An 18,923-nucleotide genomic window follows, 5' to 3' on the forward strand; every position below is an offset into this window, starting at 1 on the left:
CCCTGTGGTCAACCAACCGACCGGTTGTTAGTTTGGAGGGTGCCTGGCCAAGGCGGAACCCTAAAGCATGGGAAGGCGACCAATGCCGATCGCTATCACTCCTGAGCATCAAGACCTGGCCGATTCGGTGCGGTCGTTGGTGGCGCGCATCGCGCCGTCCGAGACATTGCACGCGGCAATGGAGACACCGATCGAGAATCCCCCGCCGTACTGGCGGGCCGCGGCCGAACAAGGCCTGCAGGGTCTGCATCTGGCCGAGTCCGTGGGCGGGCAGGGTTTCGGCATCCTCGAGTTGGCCGTCGTGCTGGCCGAGTTCGGCTACGGCGCGGTGCCCGGCCCCTTCGTGCCGTCGGCGATCGCCAGCGCACTGATTTCCGCCAACGACCCGCACGCCAAGGTGCTCTCCGAGCTGGCGTCCGGCGCCGCCATCGCCGCCTACGCGATGGACTGTTGCGGGTTGACCGCCACCCGCCAGGGCCCGAATGACGACGTGCTCGTGCTCCGCGGCGAGGTCCGCGCGGTTCCGGCGGCAGCGCAGGCCTCGGTGCTGGTGCTCCCGGTCGCGATCGACAGCGGCGAGGAATGGGTGGTGCTGCGCGCGGAGGAGCTCGAGATCGAGCCCGTGAAAAGCCTTGACCCGCTACGGCCCCTCGCCCATGTTCGGGCCAACGCCGTCGAGGTTGGGGCCGACGCCGCGTTGTGCAACCTGAGCATGGCGACAGCGCACGCGCTGATGACGACGCTGCTGTCCGCCGAGGCGATCGGGGTGGCGCGCTGGGCCACCGACACGGCGTCGCAATACGCCAAGATCCGCGAGCAGTTCGGCAGGCCGATCGGCCAGTTCCAGGCCATCAAACACAAGTGCGCGGAGATGATCGCCGACACCGAGCGCGCCACCGCGGCGGTGTGGGACGCCGCCCGCGCCATCGACGAAGCGCGCGAGAACGGTTGGGACCTCACCGGTTCCGACGTCGAGTTCGCAGCCGCCGTCGCGGCGACGCTGGCGCCGGCCGCCGCGCAACGGTGCGCGCAGGATTGCATCCAGGTGCACGGTGGGATCGGCTTCACCTGGGAGCACGACACCAACGTGTATTACCGCCGGGCGCTGATGCTGGCCGCCTCGTTCGGCCGCAATTCGGAGTACCCGCAGAAGGTGGTGCACACCGCCACCAGCACCGGCCTGCGGGCGGTCGACATCGACCTCGACCCCGACACCGAGAAACTGCGCGAGGAGATCCGGGCCGAAGTCGACGCGCTCAAGGCGATGGAGCGTGCCGAGCGCAAGGTCGCCATCGCCGAAGGTGGCTGGACGCTGCCGCACCTGCCGAAACCGTGGGGCCGCGCGGCCGGTCCGGTCGAGCAGATCATCATCGCCCAGGAATTCACCGCCGGCCGGGTCAAGCGCCCGCCGATGGGCATCGCGACGTGGATCATCCCGTCGATCGTCGCCTTCGGGACCGAGGAGCAGAAACAGCGGTTCCTGCCACCGACCTTCCGCGGGGACATGATCTGGTGTCAGCTGTTCTCCGAGCCGGGCGCGGGATCGGACCTGGCCGGGCTGAGCACCAAGGCCACCCGAACGGACGGCGGCTGGCGCATCACCGGCCAGAAGATCTGGACCACGGCGGCGCAGCTCTCCCAGTGGGGCGCCCTGCTGGCGAGAACGGACACCAGCGCCCCGAAGCACAACGGCATCACCTATTTCCTGCTGGACATGAAGAGTGAGGGTGTCGAGGTGAAGCCGCTGCGCGAGCTCACCGGGAACGCGATGTTCAACACCGTCTACATCGACGACGTGTTCGTGCCCGACGAGTGCGTGCTGGGCGAGGTGAACCGTGGCTGGGAGGTCAGCCGCAATACCCTTACCGCGGAACGGGTTTCGATCGGCAGCAGCGAGGCGAACTTCCTGGCCACTCTGGGCCAGTTCGTCGAGTTCGTTCGCGACGGGCAATTCGACCCGGTGGCACAACACCGAGCGGGTCAGTTGATCGCCGAGGGCCACGCCGCCAAGGTGCTGAACTTGCGCTCCACCCTGTTGACTCTGGCCGGCGGGGATGCCATGCCGTCCGCGGCCATCTCGAAGCTGCTTTCGATGCGGACCGGCCAGGGGTACGCGGAGTTCGCGGTGTCCTCGTTCGGCACCGACGCCGCCATCGGCGACACCGGCGAGCTACCCGGCAAATGGGGCGAATACCTGTTGGCGAGCCGGGCCACGACGATCTACGGCGGTACCTCGGAGGTGCAGCTGAACATCATCGCCGAGCGGCTGCTCGGCCTCCCCCGCGATCCCTAACCGCCGCTTCCGATTTGGCCCGGGGAGAGAGGGCCATGCCGACCTGAGGGGTGGTCAGGCCGGCATGGTTCCCCCCCATCCCGTGGGCCGGTCAACCTGGAAATGGATCGGCACGTCGAGGTTGACCGGTTGCCACGGGGAGGTGGTTCACCACCACCAGTTCCACCAGTGCCCGGGGGCCCAGAATCCGCGGTTGCCCGAACCCCAACCGGGGTGGCCTCCGCCGCCCCATCCGTGGCCGCCCCATCCATGACCGCCATGACCCCCGCCTGGACGGTCGGGAATGATGCCGGGTCCGCCGGGCGTACCGTGCGGACCGGCGGTGGTGAAGCTGGTGTCGGGTCCTGGTACCGGGGCCGCCTGCGCGGCGGGGCCGGCGCCGAACAGCAGCGCTCCCGCCACCGCGGAGGCACCCGCCGCGCCCACGGCGGCGCCGCGTAACGATCGTGCAGAAATCGTCATCGCAACCCCTCCTTCCAGGACCTGATGCCGACAAAACAAAACGTTAGCTACAACTTTCCCGGCAAACAACGTTGCTACACAAAGATGGCGCTGTGAATTATGTAACAAATGGGCTTAACGGATTTGCGTGGGCCGGTTTTGGCGGAATTAATGATCTTCATAAATCAGGATATGGACAGCTACTGAATCGTGCAGCCTCCGGGTTTACCCTGTTTAGAGGCGATCTACTGACATACTGGTTTGCATACTTACGCATCAGCGGATTCCCTGAATTAGGGCGATAAACCACGCCGTCCTCTGACTTTTGAGCGAAATTCCCGGCCGTCACCGACGCGTCGGTGAGCAATCTTCGAAAATTTGCTGCGGGAAACCGCTGATGCGGCACTTCCCGCGGGCGCGGCCAGCCCGCGGCCCGGCGACGCGACTTACGCCGCCGTCGGTGGAAGAATCAGTATTGTCAGACCCAATGCTGATTTACTGATTGGCCCACTCACCCGGAGGACGACCGCCGCTGTGAACTTCAACCCCAGCCACATCGGGCCGGGCGCCGGAACGTTCCGGGGCCCCGGGCCGTCGGCCACACCGGCAGGAGACGCCGCGCCGACCGAGCGCCTCACCGGGCTCGGGCAGCAGGGCGCCCACCGGATCGTCAGCCAGCCGGCGGTCAACCAGGCGAGCCGGGGTCAGCGGACACGCCGCACCGTAGACCTCCCGGCGGCCACCCACCGCGCCCTCGACATCTGGCAGCGCGAGGCCGCCGATCGCCTGGGCGTTGCCCGGGTGACCGGACAAGAGGTGCTCACCGCGCTCATCGACCAACTTCTGGTCGACCCCAAACTCGCGGCGCAGATCACCCGCGCCATCAAAGACCGGCGCTGACCCCGACGGGGACAGCGGCTAGTCGACCTCCATCTCACGCAACTCGCGCTTGAGGATCTTGCCCGTCGGGTTACGCGGCAACTCGTCCAGGAAGACCACCTCACGCGGCACCTTGTAGCGGGCCAGGTGGTCGCGAACGTAGTGCTTGATGCTGTCCTCGTCGACGTCGGAGCCGTCCTTCTTCACGACGAAGGCGCGCAGCCGATGGCCCCATTCCTTGTCCTCGACGCCGATGGCCGTCGCCTCCACCACCTCGGGGTGCCCGCTGATCAGGTCCTCGACCTCGGCTGGGAAAACGTTCTCTCCGCCGGAGACGATCATCTCGTCGTCCCGGCCGCTGACGTACAGCAGGCCGTGCTCGTCGAAATAGCCGACGTCACCGGATGACATGAGGCCGTCGATGATCTGCTTGTGGCCGCCGCCGGTGTAGCCCTCGAAGGGGAACGCGTTACCGACGAAGATCCGGCCGACCTCGCCCTGAGGCTTCTCCTTGCCGTTGTCGTCGAGGATCTTGACCTTCACGCCCTTGACCACCGGGCCGACGGTCGCCGCGTTGCGCTCCAGGTCCTGCGGTCCGGCGATGGTGGCGAACGCGATCTCGGTCGAGCCGTACATGTTGTAGATGACCGGGCCGAGATCCTTGAGCGCGCGGCTGGCCAGCTCGGCGCCCAGCTGCGACCCGGAGATGAACACGATCTTCAGGCTGGACAGGTCGGGCTTGGAGTCCATCTTCTCGACCGCGTCGAGAATCCGCGACAGCATCACCGGCACCACCACCATGGCGGTCACCTTGTACTTCTCGATGTCTTCGAGCACGTGCGGCGGCTTGAACTTGCGGCGCAGCACCAGGGTCGAGCCCAGGAACATCGCGATGGTGCCGTGCAGAAAGCCCAGCGCGTGGAACATCGGGGCGGGCAGCGAGGTCACCTCGTTGGCCTTGAACGGGACGTGGGACAGGATGCCCCCGATGGGTGCCAGCGTCGGAGGGGTGCTGCGGTTCGCCCCCTTCGGCGTGCCGGTGGTGCCGCTGGTCAGGATTATGATCGACGAGTGCTTTGTCGCCTTCGGGGCGGGTGAGTTGTTGCTGCGCTCGATCAGGTCGGCCAGCGTCTCGTCCTTGCTGCCCGACGGCTCGTCCGCGTCGGGGTTGGTGCCCAGCGCGCGCAGGAAGCCCAGTTCCGGCTCGGCCTTGCTGACGGCCTTGGTGTACTCGTCGTCGTAAATGATCAGCTTGGCGCCCTCGCGTTCGGCCACCTCTTTGATCTGCGGGCCGGAGAACTCGCTGTTGAGCAGGATGATGCGGGCGCCGACCCGGGCGGCGCCGAAGTAGGCGATGAGGAACCAGCGGGTGTTGCGCGCCAGGATCGCCACCCCGTCACCGCCCTTGACACCCATCTCGAGCAGCCCGTTGGCCACCGCGTGGGCGGCGTCGTCCAGCTCTTTGAAGGTGAACTCGCCCTCTTCGTCGATGCACGCGGCGCGGTCGGGATGGCGTCGGGCGTTGAGCGACGGCAGCATGCCGAACTCGCCCCACTTGTAGATGTCGTTGGCCATCGCGGCATAGTTCTGCGGCGGCTCCAGCCGGAAGGCGCCCGCCTCGAAGATCTTGCGCACGTAGTGCAATTCAGCCGAGCCGCGTTCCAGATACTGCTGAACCTTGGCAACCGCCTGCCCAGGCAGGCCAATCAGATTAGGCATGGATCCACCCTATGTGACGTCCGTCGCATTCCGAGGGGTAAGTACCCACCGACTTACGATGATGAACATGGGTCCGGTTTCGCTGGATATGGATGGGCGCCAAGTCACCATCACCCACCCGGACAAAGTGGTGTTCGAAGCCCACGGCGGCATGGGGCCGCACACCAAACTTGACCTGGTCCGTTACTACCTGTCCGTGGCCGAGGGCGCGCTGCGCGGGGCGGCCGGCCGGCCGATGATCCTGAAGCGCTTCGTCAAGGGCATCTCCGAGGAGGCGGTGTTCCAGAAGCGCGCGCCGAAGAACCGGCCCGACTGGGTCGACGTCGCCGAACTGCACTACGCGCGCGGCACGTCGGCCGCCGAGGCAGTCATCCATGACGCCGCCGGACTGGCGTGGGCGATCAACCTGGGCTGTGTCGACCTCAACCCGCACCCGGTGCTGGCCGGCGACCTCGACCATCCCGACGAACTGCGGGTCGACCTGGATCCGATGCCCGGGGTCTCCTGGCGGCGGATCGTCGACGTCGCGCTGGTGGCCCGCGAGGTGCTGGAGGACTACGGCCTGACCGCGTGGCCGAAGACCTCCGGGAGCCGCGGTTTTCACATCTACGCGCGGATCGCCCCGCGCTGGGAGTTCCGGCAGGTGCGGCTGGCCGCCCAGACCGTGGCCCGCGAGGTCGAGCGGCGGGTGCCCGACGCGGCGACCAGCCGATGGTGGAAGGAAGAACGCGAGGGGGTGTTCGTCGACTTCAACCAGAACGCCAAGGACCGCACGGTCGCGTCCGCGTACTCGGTGCGGGCGACGCCGGACGCCCGGGTGTCGACGCCGCTGTTGTGGGACGAAGTCACCGAACGCCTTCCCGAGGAGTTCACCATCGACACCGTGCCCGGCCGGTTCGCCGCGATGGGTGACCCGTGGGAGGGGATGGACGACGCGGTCGGTGAGCTCGACCGGCTGCTGGTGCTGGCCGAGGAGATGGGACCCCCGGAGCGCGCGCCGAAGGGATCCGGCACGGCCGACGGCCGACGCCGGTCGGTGATGCCGCTTATCGAGATCGCCCGCACCAAGACCAAGGACGAGGCGCTGGCCGCGCTGGACACCTGGCGCGACCGCCACCCGGACGTGTCTCGCCTGCTGCAACCGGTCGACGTATTGGTCGACGGCATGCGCGGGCCGAGTTCGATCTGGTATCGCATTCGGGTCAACCTGCAGCATGTGCCGGCCGACCAGCGACCTCCGCAGGAGGAGCTGATCGCCGACTACAGCCCCTGGGAAGGTTACGGGGGCAAGCAGAAGCCGTCGAGCTGAGGGCGGGCGGCTACACCCCGGCCCCCGCCTGCGTGTGGTAGGCGTTGCCCTTGCGCAGGTAGCAGTACCAGGTGACCACCAGTAAGGCCAGGAAGAAGCCCACGTAGAACCGCAGTGCGGGCTCGATGCTGCCGAATTGCGATTTCGACCAGGCGTACGCCAGCGGCACGACGAACCCGCCGAAGGCGCCGATCGACGAGATCACGCCCAGCGCGCCAGCGGCCTGGCGACGCATGTGCGCCATGGTGTCGGGATCGCCGCCGGCGAGCTGCCCCTTGATCACGAAGATCCTCGAGATCATCCGATAGGTCGAGCCGTTGCCGATGCCGGTCGCGACGAACAAGAACATGAAGCTGGCGAAGAACAGCGGCAGATTCTTGGCGTTGACCGACCACAGCGCCGCCGCGGCGCCCGCGGCGAGCATGACGAAGCTGACCGCGGTGATCCGCGCGCCGCCGATCCGGTCGGCCAGCTTGCCGCCTAGGGGCCGGATGACCGAGCCGATCGCCGCGCCGAGGAACGCCCAGGTCAACGCGATGTCGCCGCGGCCGAACACCGTCTTGAGCAGGGTCGGAAAGGCCGCCGAGTAGCCGATGAATGATCCGAATGTGCCGATGTAGAGCAGCGACATGACCCAGGTGTCGGGATGCCGCAGCGACTGCCAGACCGGCCGCACGTCGGCCTTCGCCTCGGACAGGTTGTTCATGAAGACGAATGCGCACACCGCGGCCACCACGGCCAGCGGCACGTAGAACAGACCGGCGCGCGCCAGCGCCACCCCGCCGCCGGCGACGACGATAGGCGGGATGATCTTCTGCACCACCGCGACGCCGACGTTGCCGCCGGCCGCGTTGAGGCCCAGCGCCCAGCCCTTGTCCTTCTCCGGGTAGAAGAACGAGATGTTGGCCATCGACGAGGCGAAGTTGCCGCCACCGAAGCCGGCGGTCGCGGCGATCGCCACCAGGACGGTGAACGAGAGGCCGGGATGGCTGACCGCCCAGGCCAGCAGCACGCACGGGATCAGCAACAATGCCGCCGAGATGGTCGTCCAGTTGCGGCCGCCGAACAGGGGGACCGCGAAGGTGTAGGGCAGGCGTAGGAAGGCGCCGACGCCGCTCGGGACGGCGACCAGGCACAGCGCCTGGCTGGCGGTCAGCGCCCAGCCGGACGCGGACGGATGCCCGTGGGGGCCGGCGGTCATCTGGACCACCACGATGCTCCACAACATCCAGACGCTGAAGCCGACGTGCTCGGCGAAGATCGAGAAGATCAGGTTGCGGCGGGCGATCGGTTTGCCGGTGGTCTCCCAGAATGCGGGGTCTTCGGGCCGCCAGTCGTCGATCCAGTGCCCGCCCCGGTGCGGCGGGCGCTCAGGCGCGGGCGCAAGGACCGGAGCGATCGGCTCTTCAGAAGTCGTCGTAGTCACGCCCCGACGTTAGGAAAGGACTGTTACCGGGCCGCGTGGCCACAGTTACGCCGGAGATACGTGGATCTCGCAGTGGCCTTCGAGCCTCTGTCAGAACTTTTCGCACCCAGAATGCGGGAGAATCGCCACATGCCGGCGACTGACCAGCCCCTGGGGCTGCGGGAACGCAAGAAGATCAAGACCCGCCATGCCCTGCGCCGCGAGGCGTTCCGGCTGTTCGACGCCAACGGCTACGGCGCCACCACCGTCGAACAGATCGCCGACGCCGCCGATGTGTCACCCAGCACCTTCTTCCGCTATTTCCCGTCCAAGGAGTCGCTGCTGCTGGCCGACGACCTCGATCCGCTGATAATGGCCGCGTTCGACGCCCAGCCGCCCGAGCTGTCGCCGAGCCAAGCCATCCGCCGCGCCTACGCCACGACGATGGCCGGCCTGTCACCCGAGCAGTTGGAGTTCGAGAACACCCGGCAGCGGCTGATCTTCTCGATACCCGAGCTCAAGGCCGCCCTCTACGACGAGTACTACCGCACCGTGAACGTCATGGCGGAGGCCATCGGTCGCCGGATCGGCCGTGGCGCAACCGATTTCGAAGTCCGCGTGTACGTCGGCGCGATGGTCGGGGCCATGATGGCGGCGTTCGACAGCGCGCCGCAAACGGCCGACACCGTCTATCGGGCGCTGGACTTCCTGGACGCCGGCATGCCGCTGGACTGAGCGCGCAACCGCGCGGCGATGCCCTGGCGGGCAGGGAACGCGATAATCTCACGCGATGCGCCAGGGTTGGAATCGACGGGGATTCTTGCAGCTCGCGGGGGCTGCGACGGTCGCCGCGGTCGCCGGTGCTCCGGCGGCATGCTCGTCGGGCAAACCGTCGTCGGGTGCCCCCGGCGGCAAATCGGTGACCATCAATCACCTGTTCGGTGAGACCGTCATCAAGGAGCCGCCCAAGCGCGTGGTCAGTGCCGGCTACACCGAGCAGGACGACCTGCTCGCGGTCGGCGTGGTGCCGATCGCGGTGACCTACTGGTTCGGTGATCAGCCGTTCGCGGTGTGGCCGTGGGCCCAGCCCAGGCTCGGCGGGGCACAGCCGGTGGTGCTGAACCTCGACAACGGGATCCCGGTCGACCAGATCGCGGGCCTCAAACCGGATTTGATCGTGGCCACCAACGCGGGCGTGGACGCCGACACCTATCAGAAGCTTTCCGCGATCGCCCCGACCGTGCCGCAGTCGGACGGCGACGCCTTCTTCGAACCGTGGAAGGAGCAGGCCACCGCCATCGGACAGGCGGTGTTCCAGGCCGACCAGATGAAATCGCTGGTCGACGCCGTCGACCAGAAATTCACCGCCGTCGGCAAGGAACACCCGGCCTGGACGGGCAAGAAGGCGTTGCTGATGCAGGGCACGCTCTGGCAGGGGACCATCGTCGCGACCATGGCCGGCTGGCGCACCGACTTCCTGAACCAGATGGGGTTGGTGATCGCCGACAGCATCAAGCCTTTCGGCACCGATCACCGCGCCGTCATCCCCCGCGATCACATCAGGGCGGTGCTCGATTCCGCCGATGTAATCATCTGGACAACCGAGAACCCCGACGACCAAAAGGCATTGCTCGCCGACCCCGACGTAGCGGCCTCCCAGGCCACCGCGCAGAACCGGCACATCTTCACCACCAAGGAGCAGGCCGGCGCGATCGCCTTTTCCTCGCCACTGAGCTACCCCTTGGTCGCCGATCAGCTCCCCCCGCAAATCGGCAAAATCCTCGGTTAGATCCCGGCCGCGCCAGCGGCGTTTGAGCGTTTGCTAAGGCAGCTCTGGCAGTGTTCGAAAATCCGTGGCTCGCCCCTCGCCCGCTCGGCGATGGGGAGGTTACCGTCGAGTAATGAGCGTGACGGACCTTATTGACAACGTGTCCAAGGACCTGCCGACGGAACTGGTCGGCAACACGGTTCTGGACTTCGGCGACAACGCGCTTCTGCTGCAATGCGGCAGCACCGCCGAGGTATTGGCGTGGGCGGCGCAGCTGCGCGCCGCGGCGCTGCCCGGTGTGGTCGACATCGTGCCGGCCGCCCGCACGGTTCTGGTGAAGCTGGACGGCCCCCGCAGCCAAGGGGTGATCCGTCAGCGACTGCGCAAGATGCGGGTCGCCGCCGAGGAGCTCGCCGCGCCCGAACGCCGTGCCGACGTGGTCATCGACGTCGTATACGACGGCCCGGACCTGGCGGAGGTCGCCGGCCATACCGGGCTGAGCATCGCGCAGGTGATCGACGCGCACACCGGTTCGCTGTGGCGGGTCGGATTCAGCGGGTTCGCCCCGGGTTTCGCGTACCTGGTCGACGGCGACGCGCGCCTTCGGGTGCCGCGCCGCACCGAGCCACGCACCTCGGTGCCCGCCGGCTCGGTCGGCCTGGCCGGTGAGTTCAGCGCGATATACCCGCGCCAGTCGCCCGGTGGCTGGCAGCTGATCGGCCGCACCGACGCGGTCCTGTGGGACCTCGAACGGCCCGAGCCGGCGCTGCTGACACAGGGCATGTGGGTTCAGTTCCGGGCCGTCTGAGGTAAGGAGATCGCCGTGAGCACCCTGGAGATCCTTCGCACCGGACCGCTCGCCGTCGTCCAGGACCTGGGCCGGCCGGGACTCGCCCACCTCGGCGTGAGCCGGTCGGGGGCCGCCGACCGCCGCGCACACCAGTTGGCCAACCGCCTGGTGGCCAACCCCGATGACCGCGCCACGGTCGAAGTGACGCTCGGCGGTTTCGCCGCCAGGGTCCGGGGCGGCGACATCGACATCGCCGTGACAGGGGCAGACGCCAACCCGACCGTCAACGGGATTAAGTTCGGCACCAACAGCATCCAGCACGTCCGCGACGGCCAAACGATCGCCCTGGGCACGCCGAGCGCCGGGCTGCGCACGTACCTGGCGGTGCGGGGCGGCATCGCCGTGGAGCCCGTGCTCGGCTCGCGCAGCTACGACGTGATGTCGGCCATCGGCCCGTCGCCGCTGCGAGCGGGAGATCAGCTCCCGGTCGGTGAGCACACCCTGGACTACCCCGAACTCGATCAGGCGCCGGTGGCGGCGATCACCGGCAACATGGTCGAGCTGGCGGTGGTGCCCGGGCCGCGCGACGATTGGTTCGTCGACCCCGATGCCCTGGTGCACAACGATTGGGTGGCATCCGATCGCAGCGATCGGGTGGGAATGCGATTGGTCGGCCGCCCCCTGCAGCACTGCTACCCGGACCGCCAGCTGCCCAGCGAGGGGACCACCCGCGGCGCGATTCAGGTGCCGCCCAACGGTTTACCGGTGATCCTCGGGCCCGACCACCCGGTCACCGGCGGCTACCCGGTGGTGGGCGTGGTGGTCGACGAGGACATCGACAAAATCGCCCAGGTGCGCCCCGGACAGTCGGTGCGCCTGCACTGGTCGCGCCCGAGGGTGCTGGCGGGCGTCCAATCGCAGTCCGGCGTCGCGGTCTTGCCGTTTTCCTAGCCGGAATGTATTCCAGCTCACATAAAGTCGCCCGGCCGAGCCGAATCACTTGAAATGGGTGGCCATTTCGGTATTCGCCACCTACAGGGTTTTACCAGATAACTGGTAATCAACTTACAGGCGATTCGGGCCGTATTGAGTTGACCCGACTCCGTCTCGAATGTGAGCATCGAAATGCACGGCGGGGCATCCCTCTTCATTCGGGGCGCCCACTTCTCTTCCCGTTGTGCGGCTGAATGGGTCCTGACGAGAGGGAGTCTTATGCACGCCTCCGTGCGGAGTGGCGTACTCCCGCCATCCCAAGGCGCACAATCGGATTCACCGACAGCCGACCGGAAATGAGCACCGCCCCGTGCCGTTCCCCGAAAACATCGCAGTCGACGAAAGGTGACAATCGGATGGCCCGCAATCACCACATCGCGGACTGGAATCCAGAAGACACGGCGGCCTGGGAGGCCGGCAACAAGAAGATCGCGCGCCGCAATCTGTTATGCACCATCGCAGGCGACCACGTCGCCTTCTCGATCTGGACGCTGTGGCCCGTCATGGCACTGTTCATGCCTTCGCACATCTACGGCTTCTCCGCCGGCGACAAGCTGCTGCTGGGCGCCGTCGCCACCCTGGTCGGCGGGCTGGCCCGCATTCCCTACACCCTGGGCATCGCGACGTTCGGTGGTCGCAACTGGACCGCCTTCTCGGCCTTCGTGCTGCTGATCCCGACGGCCGGCACCATCGTGTTGCTCGCCAACCCCGGACTGCCGCTGTGGCCGTTCGTGGTATGCGCCGCGCTGACCGGGCTGGGTGGCGGCAACTACGCGGCTTCGCTGGCCAACGTGAACGCCTTTTACCCGCAGCGGCTCAAAGGCTCGGCGCTGGCCGTCAATGCCGGTGTCGGCAACCTCGGGGTGGCGGTGATCCAGCTGGTCGGGCTGTTGGTGCTCGCCACGGCCGGGCACGAGGCACCGTATTGGGTGTGCGCGGTGTACCTGGTGATGCTGGCGATCGTGGGCATTGGGGCCGTGCTGTTCATGGACAACGTCGGCCACGGCACGCAGCTGAACACGATGCGGTCGATCCTGGTCGAGCGCGACACCTACGTGATCTCCCTCCTCTACATCTGCACGTTCGGCTCCTGGATCGGCTTCTCCTTCGCCTTCGGTCAGGTGATGCAGGTCAACTTCCTGGCCAACGGCGAAAGCGCCAAGCACGCGGCGCTGCACGCCGCGCAGGTGGCCTTCATCGGACCGCTGCTGGGCTCGCTGGCGCGCATCTACGGTGGCCGGCTGGCCGACCGCAGGGGTGGCAGCCGGGTGACGCTCGGCGTGCTCGTCGGGATGACCCTGGGCGCCGGATTGCTGGTTTTCATGAGCACTTTCGATGATCGCAATTCCGGGGCGCACTCGACCAGCATGATCGGCTACGTCGTCGGCTTCATGGTGTTGTTCATTCTGTCCGGGATGGGCAACGGTTCGGTGTTCAAGCTCATCCCCTCGGTATATGAGGCGCGTAGCCGCGCCCTGGAGACGGGCGAGGACGAGCGGCGCCACTGGGCGCGCGCCAAGTCCGGATCGCTGATCGGCGTCTGCTCCGCGGTGGGCGCCCTCGGCGGCGTGGGCATCAACCTCGCGCTGCGCCAGTCCTACCTGGCTACCGGCACGGAGACGTCGGCATACCTGGCGTTCCTCGCCTCCTACGTCGTGGCAGCGATCATCACGTGGATGGTGTACGTGCGGCGGCCGGTGCTGCCCGCCGAGGCGGCGAACGGTGAGACGGCAGGCGCGCTGGCCCGCGTGTGAGGGTGGCCTCACTGTGGGCAATGCGTAAGCAATTGCCAGGTAACGCAACCGAAATCTGACAGGCATACACAGGTGATATGGCCCGGCCCGACTCCCCGCCGCTGACGGGTTACCGCATCGCGGTGACCTCCGCCCGGCGCTCCGAGGAGCTGTGCGCGCTGCTCAGCCGACAAGGCGCCGAGGTGTGCAGCGCACCCGCGATCAACATGATCGCGCTGCCCGACGATGACGAACTGCACCGTAACACCGAGGCGTTGATCGCCGAGCCACCCGACATCCTGGTCGCGCACACCGGCATCGGGTTCCGCGGCTGGCTGGCCGCGGCCGAGGGATGGGGGCTGGTCAGCCCGCTCATCACCGCCCTATCGTCGGCGCGGATCGTCTCGCGCGGACCCAAGGCGACCGGCGCGCTGCGCGCCGCCGGTCTGCACGAGGAGTGGTCGCCGGACTCCGAGTCCTCGCAGGAGGTGCTGGAATACCTGCTCAACTCGGGTGTGGCCGGACTGCGGGTGGCGGTCCAGCTGCATGGCGCCGCCGACGCGTGGGATCCCTTCCCGGAATTCCTCGGCGGGTTGCGCATGGGGGGCGCCGAGGTGGTGCCCGTCCGGGTGTACCGGTGGAAGCCAACGCCGTTGGGCGGCACGTTCGATCAGCTGGTGACCGGGATCGCGGGACGGCAGTTCGATGCGGTCACCTTTACGTCGGCGCCCGCGGCCGCGGCGGTGCTGGAGCGCAGCCGCGAGCTGGACGTCGAAGACCAGGTGCTGGGCGCCCTGCGCAGCGACGTGCACGCGATGTGCGTCGGCCCGGTGACCTCCAAGCCGTTGATCCGCAAAGGCGTGCCGACGTCTTCCCCGGAACGAATGCGGTTGGGCGCCTTGGCCCGTCACGTCGCCGAGGAGCTACCGCTGCTGGGTTCGTGCGCGGTGACCGCCGCCGGCCACACGGTCGATATCCGCGGCACTTGCGTGCTGGTGGACGGCTCGATCAAGGTGCTGTCGCCGTCCGGCATGGGGATACTGCGCGCGCTGGCGAAACGCCCCGGCGACGTCGTCGCCCGCGGGGACCTGCTACGCGCACTGCCCGGCAACAGCAATGACCCGCACGCCGTCGACACGGCCGTGCTGCGGCTGCGAACAGCTTTGGGCGACAAGAACATCATCGCGACGGTGGTCAAGCGTGGGTACCGGCTCGCGACCGAGCAGCGGGCGAGTTCCCCATGGCGCTGATCATGGTCGCGCACGGCACTCGCCGGCCGGAGGGTGTGGCGATGGTCGAAGAGCTTGCCGCGCAAGCCAGTTCGTTGACGGGCCGGCCGGTGGAGGTCGCGTTCGTCGACGTGCTGGGCCCCACCCCCAGCGAGGTGCTGTCGCGGGTGAGGGCCACCGGCAGGCCGGCCATCGTGCTGCCGGCGTTCTTGTCGCGCGGCTATCACGTCCGCGCCGACCTGCCGGCCCACGTCGAGCTGAGCGGCCACCCGAACGCGATCGTCACGCCGGCGCTGGGCCCGAGTGGCCAGGTCGCCCGGATCGTCGGCGATCAGTTGGTGAAATGCGGTTGGCGCCCTGGCGATTCCGTGATTCTCGCGACGGCGGGAACATCGGATGCCAGGGCCCGCGCCGACCTGCACACCACCGCGACGCTGGTGTCGGCGCTGACCGGGTCGCGCGTCAGCCTGGGCTTCGCGGCCACCGGGGATCCGCAATTGCCGGAAGCGGTCGACGAGGCCAGGCGCCTTGCACCCAACGCGCGGGTCGTCGTCGCCTCCTACCTGCTGGCCGACGGCCTGTTCCAGGAACGGCTGCACGCCTGCGGCGCCGACCTGGTCAGTCGGCCGCTGGGCACCCATCCCGGCCTGGCCCGCTTGATCGCCAATCGATTCCGCCGGGCCATGCCGCCGGTCCTCGCCCCCACCACCCGGCACGCTTCGCGGCGACCGACCGCGCAGCGGCTGGTCCACGACCGGATCATGCGGCCGAGTTCGGTGGCTTGACAGCCCTGGCCGGTTAGGCGCGCCGACCGCTCGACGCTTGCTCTTTGCTCCGATACGGGCGATCCTGACAGCATGCCCCGTCACGAAGAACCGTCGCGCGGGCTTCTGGATCCGGTCGCCAAGATGCTGCGGTTGCCGTTCGGCACACCGGAATTCATCGACCGGATCGTCACCGGCGGGGTGAACCAGGTCGGCCGTCAGACGCTACGCATGTTGATCACCACGTGGGACGCCGCCGGCGGTGGCCCCTTCGCCGCCAGCGCGATAGCTTCCACCGGGATGGCCAAGACCGCCGAAACCGTGCAAAGCATGTTCATCGGACCGGTTTTCGGCCCGCTGCTGAAGGTCCTGGGGGCCGACAAGGCAGCCACCCGGGCCTCGCTGTGCGCCTCACAACTGGTCGGCCTGGGCATCATGCGCTACGGCATTCGCTCCGAGCCGCTGCATTCGATGTCGGTCGACGCGATCGTCGACGCCATCGGCCCGACGATGCAGCGTTACCTCGTCGGTGATATCACCCGCTAGGCGGCGATCCGACCGACCTGGACGAAGCCGTCGGCGGTGACGCGCGCCGGGTACACCGGCACCGAGAAGTTCGGATCGTCCAGGCACTCACCGTCTTCCAGCGAGAAGGCCTGCTTGAGGATTGGCGACTGAACCGTGACCCGGCCCCCGCGGTCGCCCACGATCCCGCGCGAGAGCACGGCCGCGCCGGAGAACGGGTCGACGTTACCCACCGCGTACACCGAGCCGTCGTCCAACCGGAACAACGCCGCCTGGGAACCGTCGTCGAGCAGCACGCCGACTCCCCGACCCGGGATGAGCCGGTCGTACTCGCAGGCCGTCGTCCACACCTGAATGTCGTTGAGAAGTGTCATGATTCCTCTCCAGCTCCCGTACGGATCTTCGGCATGCCAATGGACACCGGGATTTTGCGCCCGGCGTGCTCGGTGAACTCCACCGTCGAGTCGACGGCGTCCGGGGCGTTGACGAACGAGACGAACCGCGACATCTTGTCCGGGTCGTCGAGCACGCCCTTCCATTCACACTTGTAGTTCTGCACGTGCCGCTCCATTGCGGCCTCGAATTCGTCGGCCAGGCCCAGCGAGTCCTCGCAGACGACCTCGCGCACGTGATCGAGGCCGCCCTCGAGCGAATCCACCCAGGGGGCGGTGCGCTGCAGCCGGTCGGCGGTCCGGATGTAGTACATGACGAACCGGTCGACGTAACGGACCAGCGTCTCGGTGTCCAGGTCGCTGGCCAACAGCTGGGCGTGCTTGGGCGTCATGCCGCCGTTGCCGCCGACGTAGAGGTTCCAGCCCTTTTCGGTGGCGATGACCCCGACGTCCTTGGAGCGCGCTTCGGCGCACTCCCGCGCGCAACCCGAAACACCCATCTTGATCTTGTGTGGCGCCCGCAGGCCCCGGTAGCGCAGCTCCAGGTCGATCGCCAGCTGCACCGAATCCTGCTGGCCGTAACGGCACCAGTCGGTGCCGACGCAGCTCTTCACGGTGCGCAGTGCCTTGCCGTAGGCGTGGCCGGATTCCATGCCGCCGTCGACCAGCCGTCGCCAGATCTCCGGCAGCTGGTCCACCCGGGCGCCGAACATGTCGATCCGCTGGCCGCCGGTGATCTTGGTGTAGAGGCCGAAGTCCTGCGCGATCTGCCCGATCAGGATCAGGTGCTCGGGCTTGATGTCGCCGCCCGGCACCCGCGGCACCACCGAGTAGCTGCCGTTCTTCTGGATGTTGGCCAGGAAGTGGTCGTTGGAATCCTGCAGCGAGGCTTGTTCGCCTTCGAGGATGTGGTCCGAGCCGGTGGAGGCCAGGATGGACGCAACCACGGGTTTGCAGATGTCGCAACCCTTTCCGCGGCCGAAGCGCTCCAGCAGGCCCGAGAAGGTCCGGATCTCGGTGGCCGAGATGATCTCGAAGAGCTCCGCCCGCGACTGGCTAAAGTGCTCGCACAGCGCCTTGGACTGTTCGACGCCCTCGGCTTCCAGCAGCTGCTTGAGCAGGGGCACGCACGAGCCGCACGACGTGCCGGCCGCGGTGCACGACTTGAGCGAGGGCACGTCGGCGCAGCCGTCGGCGATGGCGCACTTCAAATCGCCCTTGGTGACGTTGTTGCACGAGCAGATCTGCGCGGAATCCGGCAGCGCGCCGACTCCCAACGCCGGAGCCTCGCCGGAAGCCGGGGCGATCAGCGCGAGCGGATCACCGGGCAGCTCGCTGCCGACCATGGGCCGCAGCACCCCGTACGACGAGGCATCGCCCACCAGGACTCCGCCGAGCAGGGTCTTCGCGTCGTCGGACAGCACCAGCTTGGCGTAGGTCTTCTTGACCGCGTCGTTGATGGCGACTTCGAGGCAGTTCTCGGTCACGCCCATCGCATCACCGAAGCTGGCCACGTCGACACCGAGCAGCTTGAGCTTGGTCGACAGGTCCGCTTCGCCGAACTCCGCGGCCCCGTTCAGCAGGCGGTCGGCCACCACCTCTGCGGAGGTGTAGCCCGGTCCCACCAGGCCGTAGCACCGGCCACCGATCGCGGCGACCTCGCCGACCGCGTAGATGTCCGGATCGCTCGTGCGGCATGCCAAGTCGGTGAGCACGCCGCCGCGTTCGGCGAGCTCCAGACCCGCGGCCCTGGCCAGCTCGTCGCGCGGCCGGATGCCGGCCGCGAAAATGACCAGCCCGGCGTCGATGACCTCGCCATCGGTCAGGCGCACCCGCACCGACGACACACCGTCGCCATGATCGATCGCTTCGATCGACTCGGTACCCGTGCCCACGTGCACCGCGATGCCCAGGTCGCCGACCATCTTGGCCAGCAGGGCGCCGCCACCCTCGTCGATCTGCTGGGCCATCAGGCGCGGCATCATCTCGACGACGTGCGTCTGTAACCCAAACTGGCGCAGCGCGTTAGCGGCTTCCAGACCCAACAGGCCGCCGCCGATCACCACGCCCGCCGGGGTGCGACCGGCTTCCACCGTGCACTGGGCGTCTGCCCGGATGGCGTCGAGGTCATCGAGCGTGCGATACACGTGGCACGCCGCCAGGTCGTGGCCGGGCACCGGCGGAACGAATGCGTAGGACCCGGTGGCCAGCACCAGCGTGTCGTAGCCGTGCCGTTGCCCGTCGGCCGTGAGCACCGACTTCGCTTCCCGGTCGATCTCGGTGACGCGAGCGTTCAGCACCAATCGAACCCGTTCGTCACCCGCGTAGTCGTTGCCCGGCAGCGCCAGCAGCTTGCGATCCCAGCTCTCGGTGTACGAGGTGAGGCCGACGCGGTCGTAAGCCGCGTCCGCCTCCTCGGCCAAAACCGTGATGCGCCACAGCCCCTCGGCATCACGCGCCCGGAGCGCCTCGACGAGCCGGTGCCCCACCATGCCGTGCCCGACTACGACGATGTGACCGCCCGCACACTGAGCGCGCGAAATCCCGTCTGCAGCCATGGCTTTGAGGTTAGCGGCCGGAAATTACCGCGATTTCGCCCAATGTGACGGTCCTATGACGAGGATCTCACAACTCACAGGGAGCCCTGTGAATATTCGTTCGCCCAGGGCGAACGCCTAGGTGG

16 protein-coding genes are annotated in these 18,923 nt (G+C 67.7%); 11 read left to right on the top strand and 5 right to left on the bottom strand.

The features are described from left to right. Positions 1-82: 82 nt before the first annotated feature. Positions 83-2,293 carry an acyl-CoA dehydrogenase gene (locus A5773_RS18175; protein ID WP_067791960.1) on the top strand — a complete coding sequence of 737 codons (2,211 nt, stop codon included), beginning with the start codon at positions 83-85 and terminating at the stop codon, positions 2,291-2,293. 147 nt (positions 2,294-2,440) lie between these two features. Here A5773_RS18175 and A5773_RS26120 read toward each other — a convergent pair whose 3' ends face one another. Further along, positions 2,441-2,755 carry a hypothetical protein gene (locus tag A5773_RS26120; protein ID WP_156659206.1) on the bottom strand — a complete coding sequence of 105 codons (315 nt, stop codon included), beginning with the start codon at positions 2,753-2,755 and terminating at the stop codon, positions 2,441-2,443. Positions 2,756-3,268: 513 nt separating this feature from the next. Between A5773_RS26120 and A5773_RS18180 the strand changes: the two genes are divergently transcribed. Continuing rightward, entirely contained in the window at positions 3,269-3,634 is a 366-nt protein-coding gene (locus tag A5773_RS18180; protein ID WP_066947359.1) for an ATPase, read from the top strand. A gap of 18 nt (positions 3,635-3,652) precedes the next feature. On the opposite strand, the gene fadD2 is transcribed toward A5773_RS18180, so the two are convergent. Further along, positions 3,653-5,332 (bottom strand): long-chain-fatty-acid--CoA ligase FadD2, encoded by a 1,680-nt coding sequence (fadD2, locus tag A5773_RS18185; RefSeq protein WP_067264386.1) that lies wholly within the window; start codon positions 5,330-5,332, stop codon positions 3,653-3,655. Between the two features lie 58 nt (positions 5,333-5,390). Between fadD2 and A5773_RS18190 the strand changes: the two genes are divergently transcribed. Next, complete coding sequence (locus tag A5773_RS18190; RefSeq protein WP_067264383.1) at positions 5,391-6,641, top strand: DNA polymerase domain-containing protein; 1,251 nt, start codon at positions 5,391-5,393, stop codon at positions 6,639-6,641. A gap of 10 nt (positions 6,642-6,651) precedes the next feature. Here the strand turns inward: A5773_RS18190 and A5773_RS18195 are convergent, their stop codons facing one another. Continuing rightward, positions 6,652-8,040: a NarK family nitrate/nitrite MFS transporter gene (locus A5773_RS18195; protein WP_156659213.1), complete on the bottom strand. Its 1,389-nt coding sequence runs from the start codon at positions 8,038-8,040 to the stop codon at positions 6,652-6,654. 156 nt (positions 8,041-8,196) lie between these two features. On the opposite strand from A5773_RS18195, the gene A5773_RS18200 reads away from it, so the two are divergent. From A5773_RS18200 to A5773_RS18235, 8 genes are all read left to right on the top strand, one after another. Then, positions 8,197-8,781, top strand: coding sequence for a TetR family transcriptional regulator (locus tag A5773_RS18200; protein WP_066947346.1), 585 nt, complete (start codon positions 8,197-8,199; stop codon positions 8,779-8,781). A gap of 55 nt (positions 8,782-8,836) precedes the next feature. Next, positions 8,837-9,835 (top strand): ABC transporter substrate-binding protein, encoded by a 999-nt coding sequence (locus tag A5773_RS18205; protein WP_067264380.1) that lies wholly within the window; start codon positions 8,837-8,839, stop codon positions 9,833-9,835. A gap of 112 nt (positions 9,836-9,947) precedes the next feature. After that, complete coding sequence (locus A5773_RS18210) at positions 9,948-10,622, top strand: allophanate hydrolase subunit 1 (protein ID WP_067791963.1); 675 nt, start codon at positions 9,948-9,950, stop codon at positions 10,620-10,622. A gap of 15 nt (positions 10,623-10,637) precedes the next feature. Then, entirely contained in the window at positions 10,638-11,555 is a 918-nt protein-coding gene (locus tag A5773_RS18215) for a 5-oxoprolinase/urea amidolyase family protein (protein WP_066947336.1), read from the top strand. A 398-nt stretch (positions 11,556-11,953) separates the two neighbouring features. Beyond that, positions 11,954-13,351 carry an MFS transporter gene (locus A5773_RS18220; protein WP_067791965.1) on the top strand — a complete coding sequence of 466 codons (1,398 nt, stop codon included), beginning with the start codon at positions 11,954-11,956 and terminating at the stop codon, positions 13,349-13,351. A 77-nt stretch (positions 13,352-13,428) separates the two neighbouring features. Next, on the top strand, positions 13,429-14,580 hold the full coding sequence (locus A5773_RS18225; protein ID WP_066947330.1) for a uroporphyrinogen-III synthase: 1,152 nt from the start codon (positions 13,429-13,431) through the stop codon (positions 14,578-14,580). Further along, entirely contained in the window at positions 14,571-15,344 is a 774-nt protein-coding gene (locus tag A5773_RS18230; protein WP_066947327.1) for a sirohydrochlorin chelatase, read from the top strand. The genes A5773_RS18225 and A5773_RS18230 overlap by 10 nt, the downstream gene beginning before the upstream one ends. A gap of 72 nt (positions 15,345-15,416) precedes the next feature. Continuing rightward, positions 15,417-15,869 (top strand): hypothetical protein, encoded by a 453-nt coding sequence (locus tag A5773_RS18235; RefSeq protein WP_066947324.1) that lies wholly within the window; start codon positions 15,417-15,419, stop codon positions 15,867-15,869. Here the strand turns inward: A5773_RS18235 and nirD are convergent. Together nirD and nirB are read right to left on the bottom strand one after the other, a co-directional pair. Further along, the gene (gene nirD / locus A5773_RS18240) at positions 15,866-16,222 is read right to left on the bottom strand and encodes a nitrite reductase small subunit NirD (protein WP_066947318.1); all 357 of its coding nucleotides are present in this window, start codon (positions 16,220-16,222) and stop codon (positions 15,866-15,868) included. The genes A5773_RS18235 and nirD overlap by 4 nt on opposite strands. After that, on the bottom strand, positions 16,219-18,798 hold the full coding sequence (nirB, locus tag A5773_RS18245; RefSeq protein WP_082948299.1) for a nitrite reductase large subunit NirB: 2,580 nt from the start codon (positions 18,796-18,798) through the stop codon (positions 16,219-16,221). The genes nirD and nirB overlap by 4 nt, the downstream gene beginning before the upstream one ends. Between the last annotated feature and the right edge of the window lie 125 nt (positions 18,799-18,923).

The sequence above is a fragment of the Mycobacterium sp. 852014-52450_SCH5900713 genome (genome assembly GCF_001667075.1).
In the GTDB taxonomy this organism is placed as follows: Bacteria; Actinomycetota; Actinomycetes; order Mycobacteriales; family Mycobacteriaceae; genus Mycobacterium.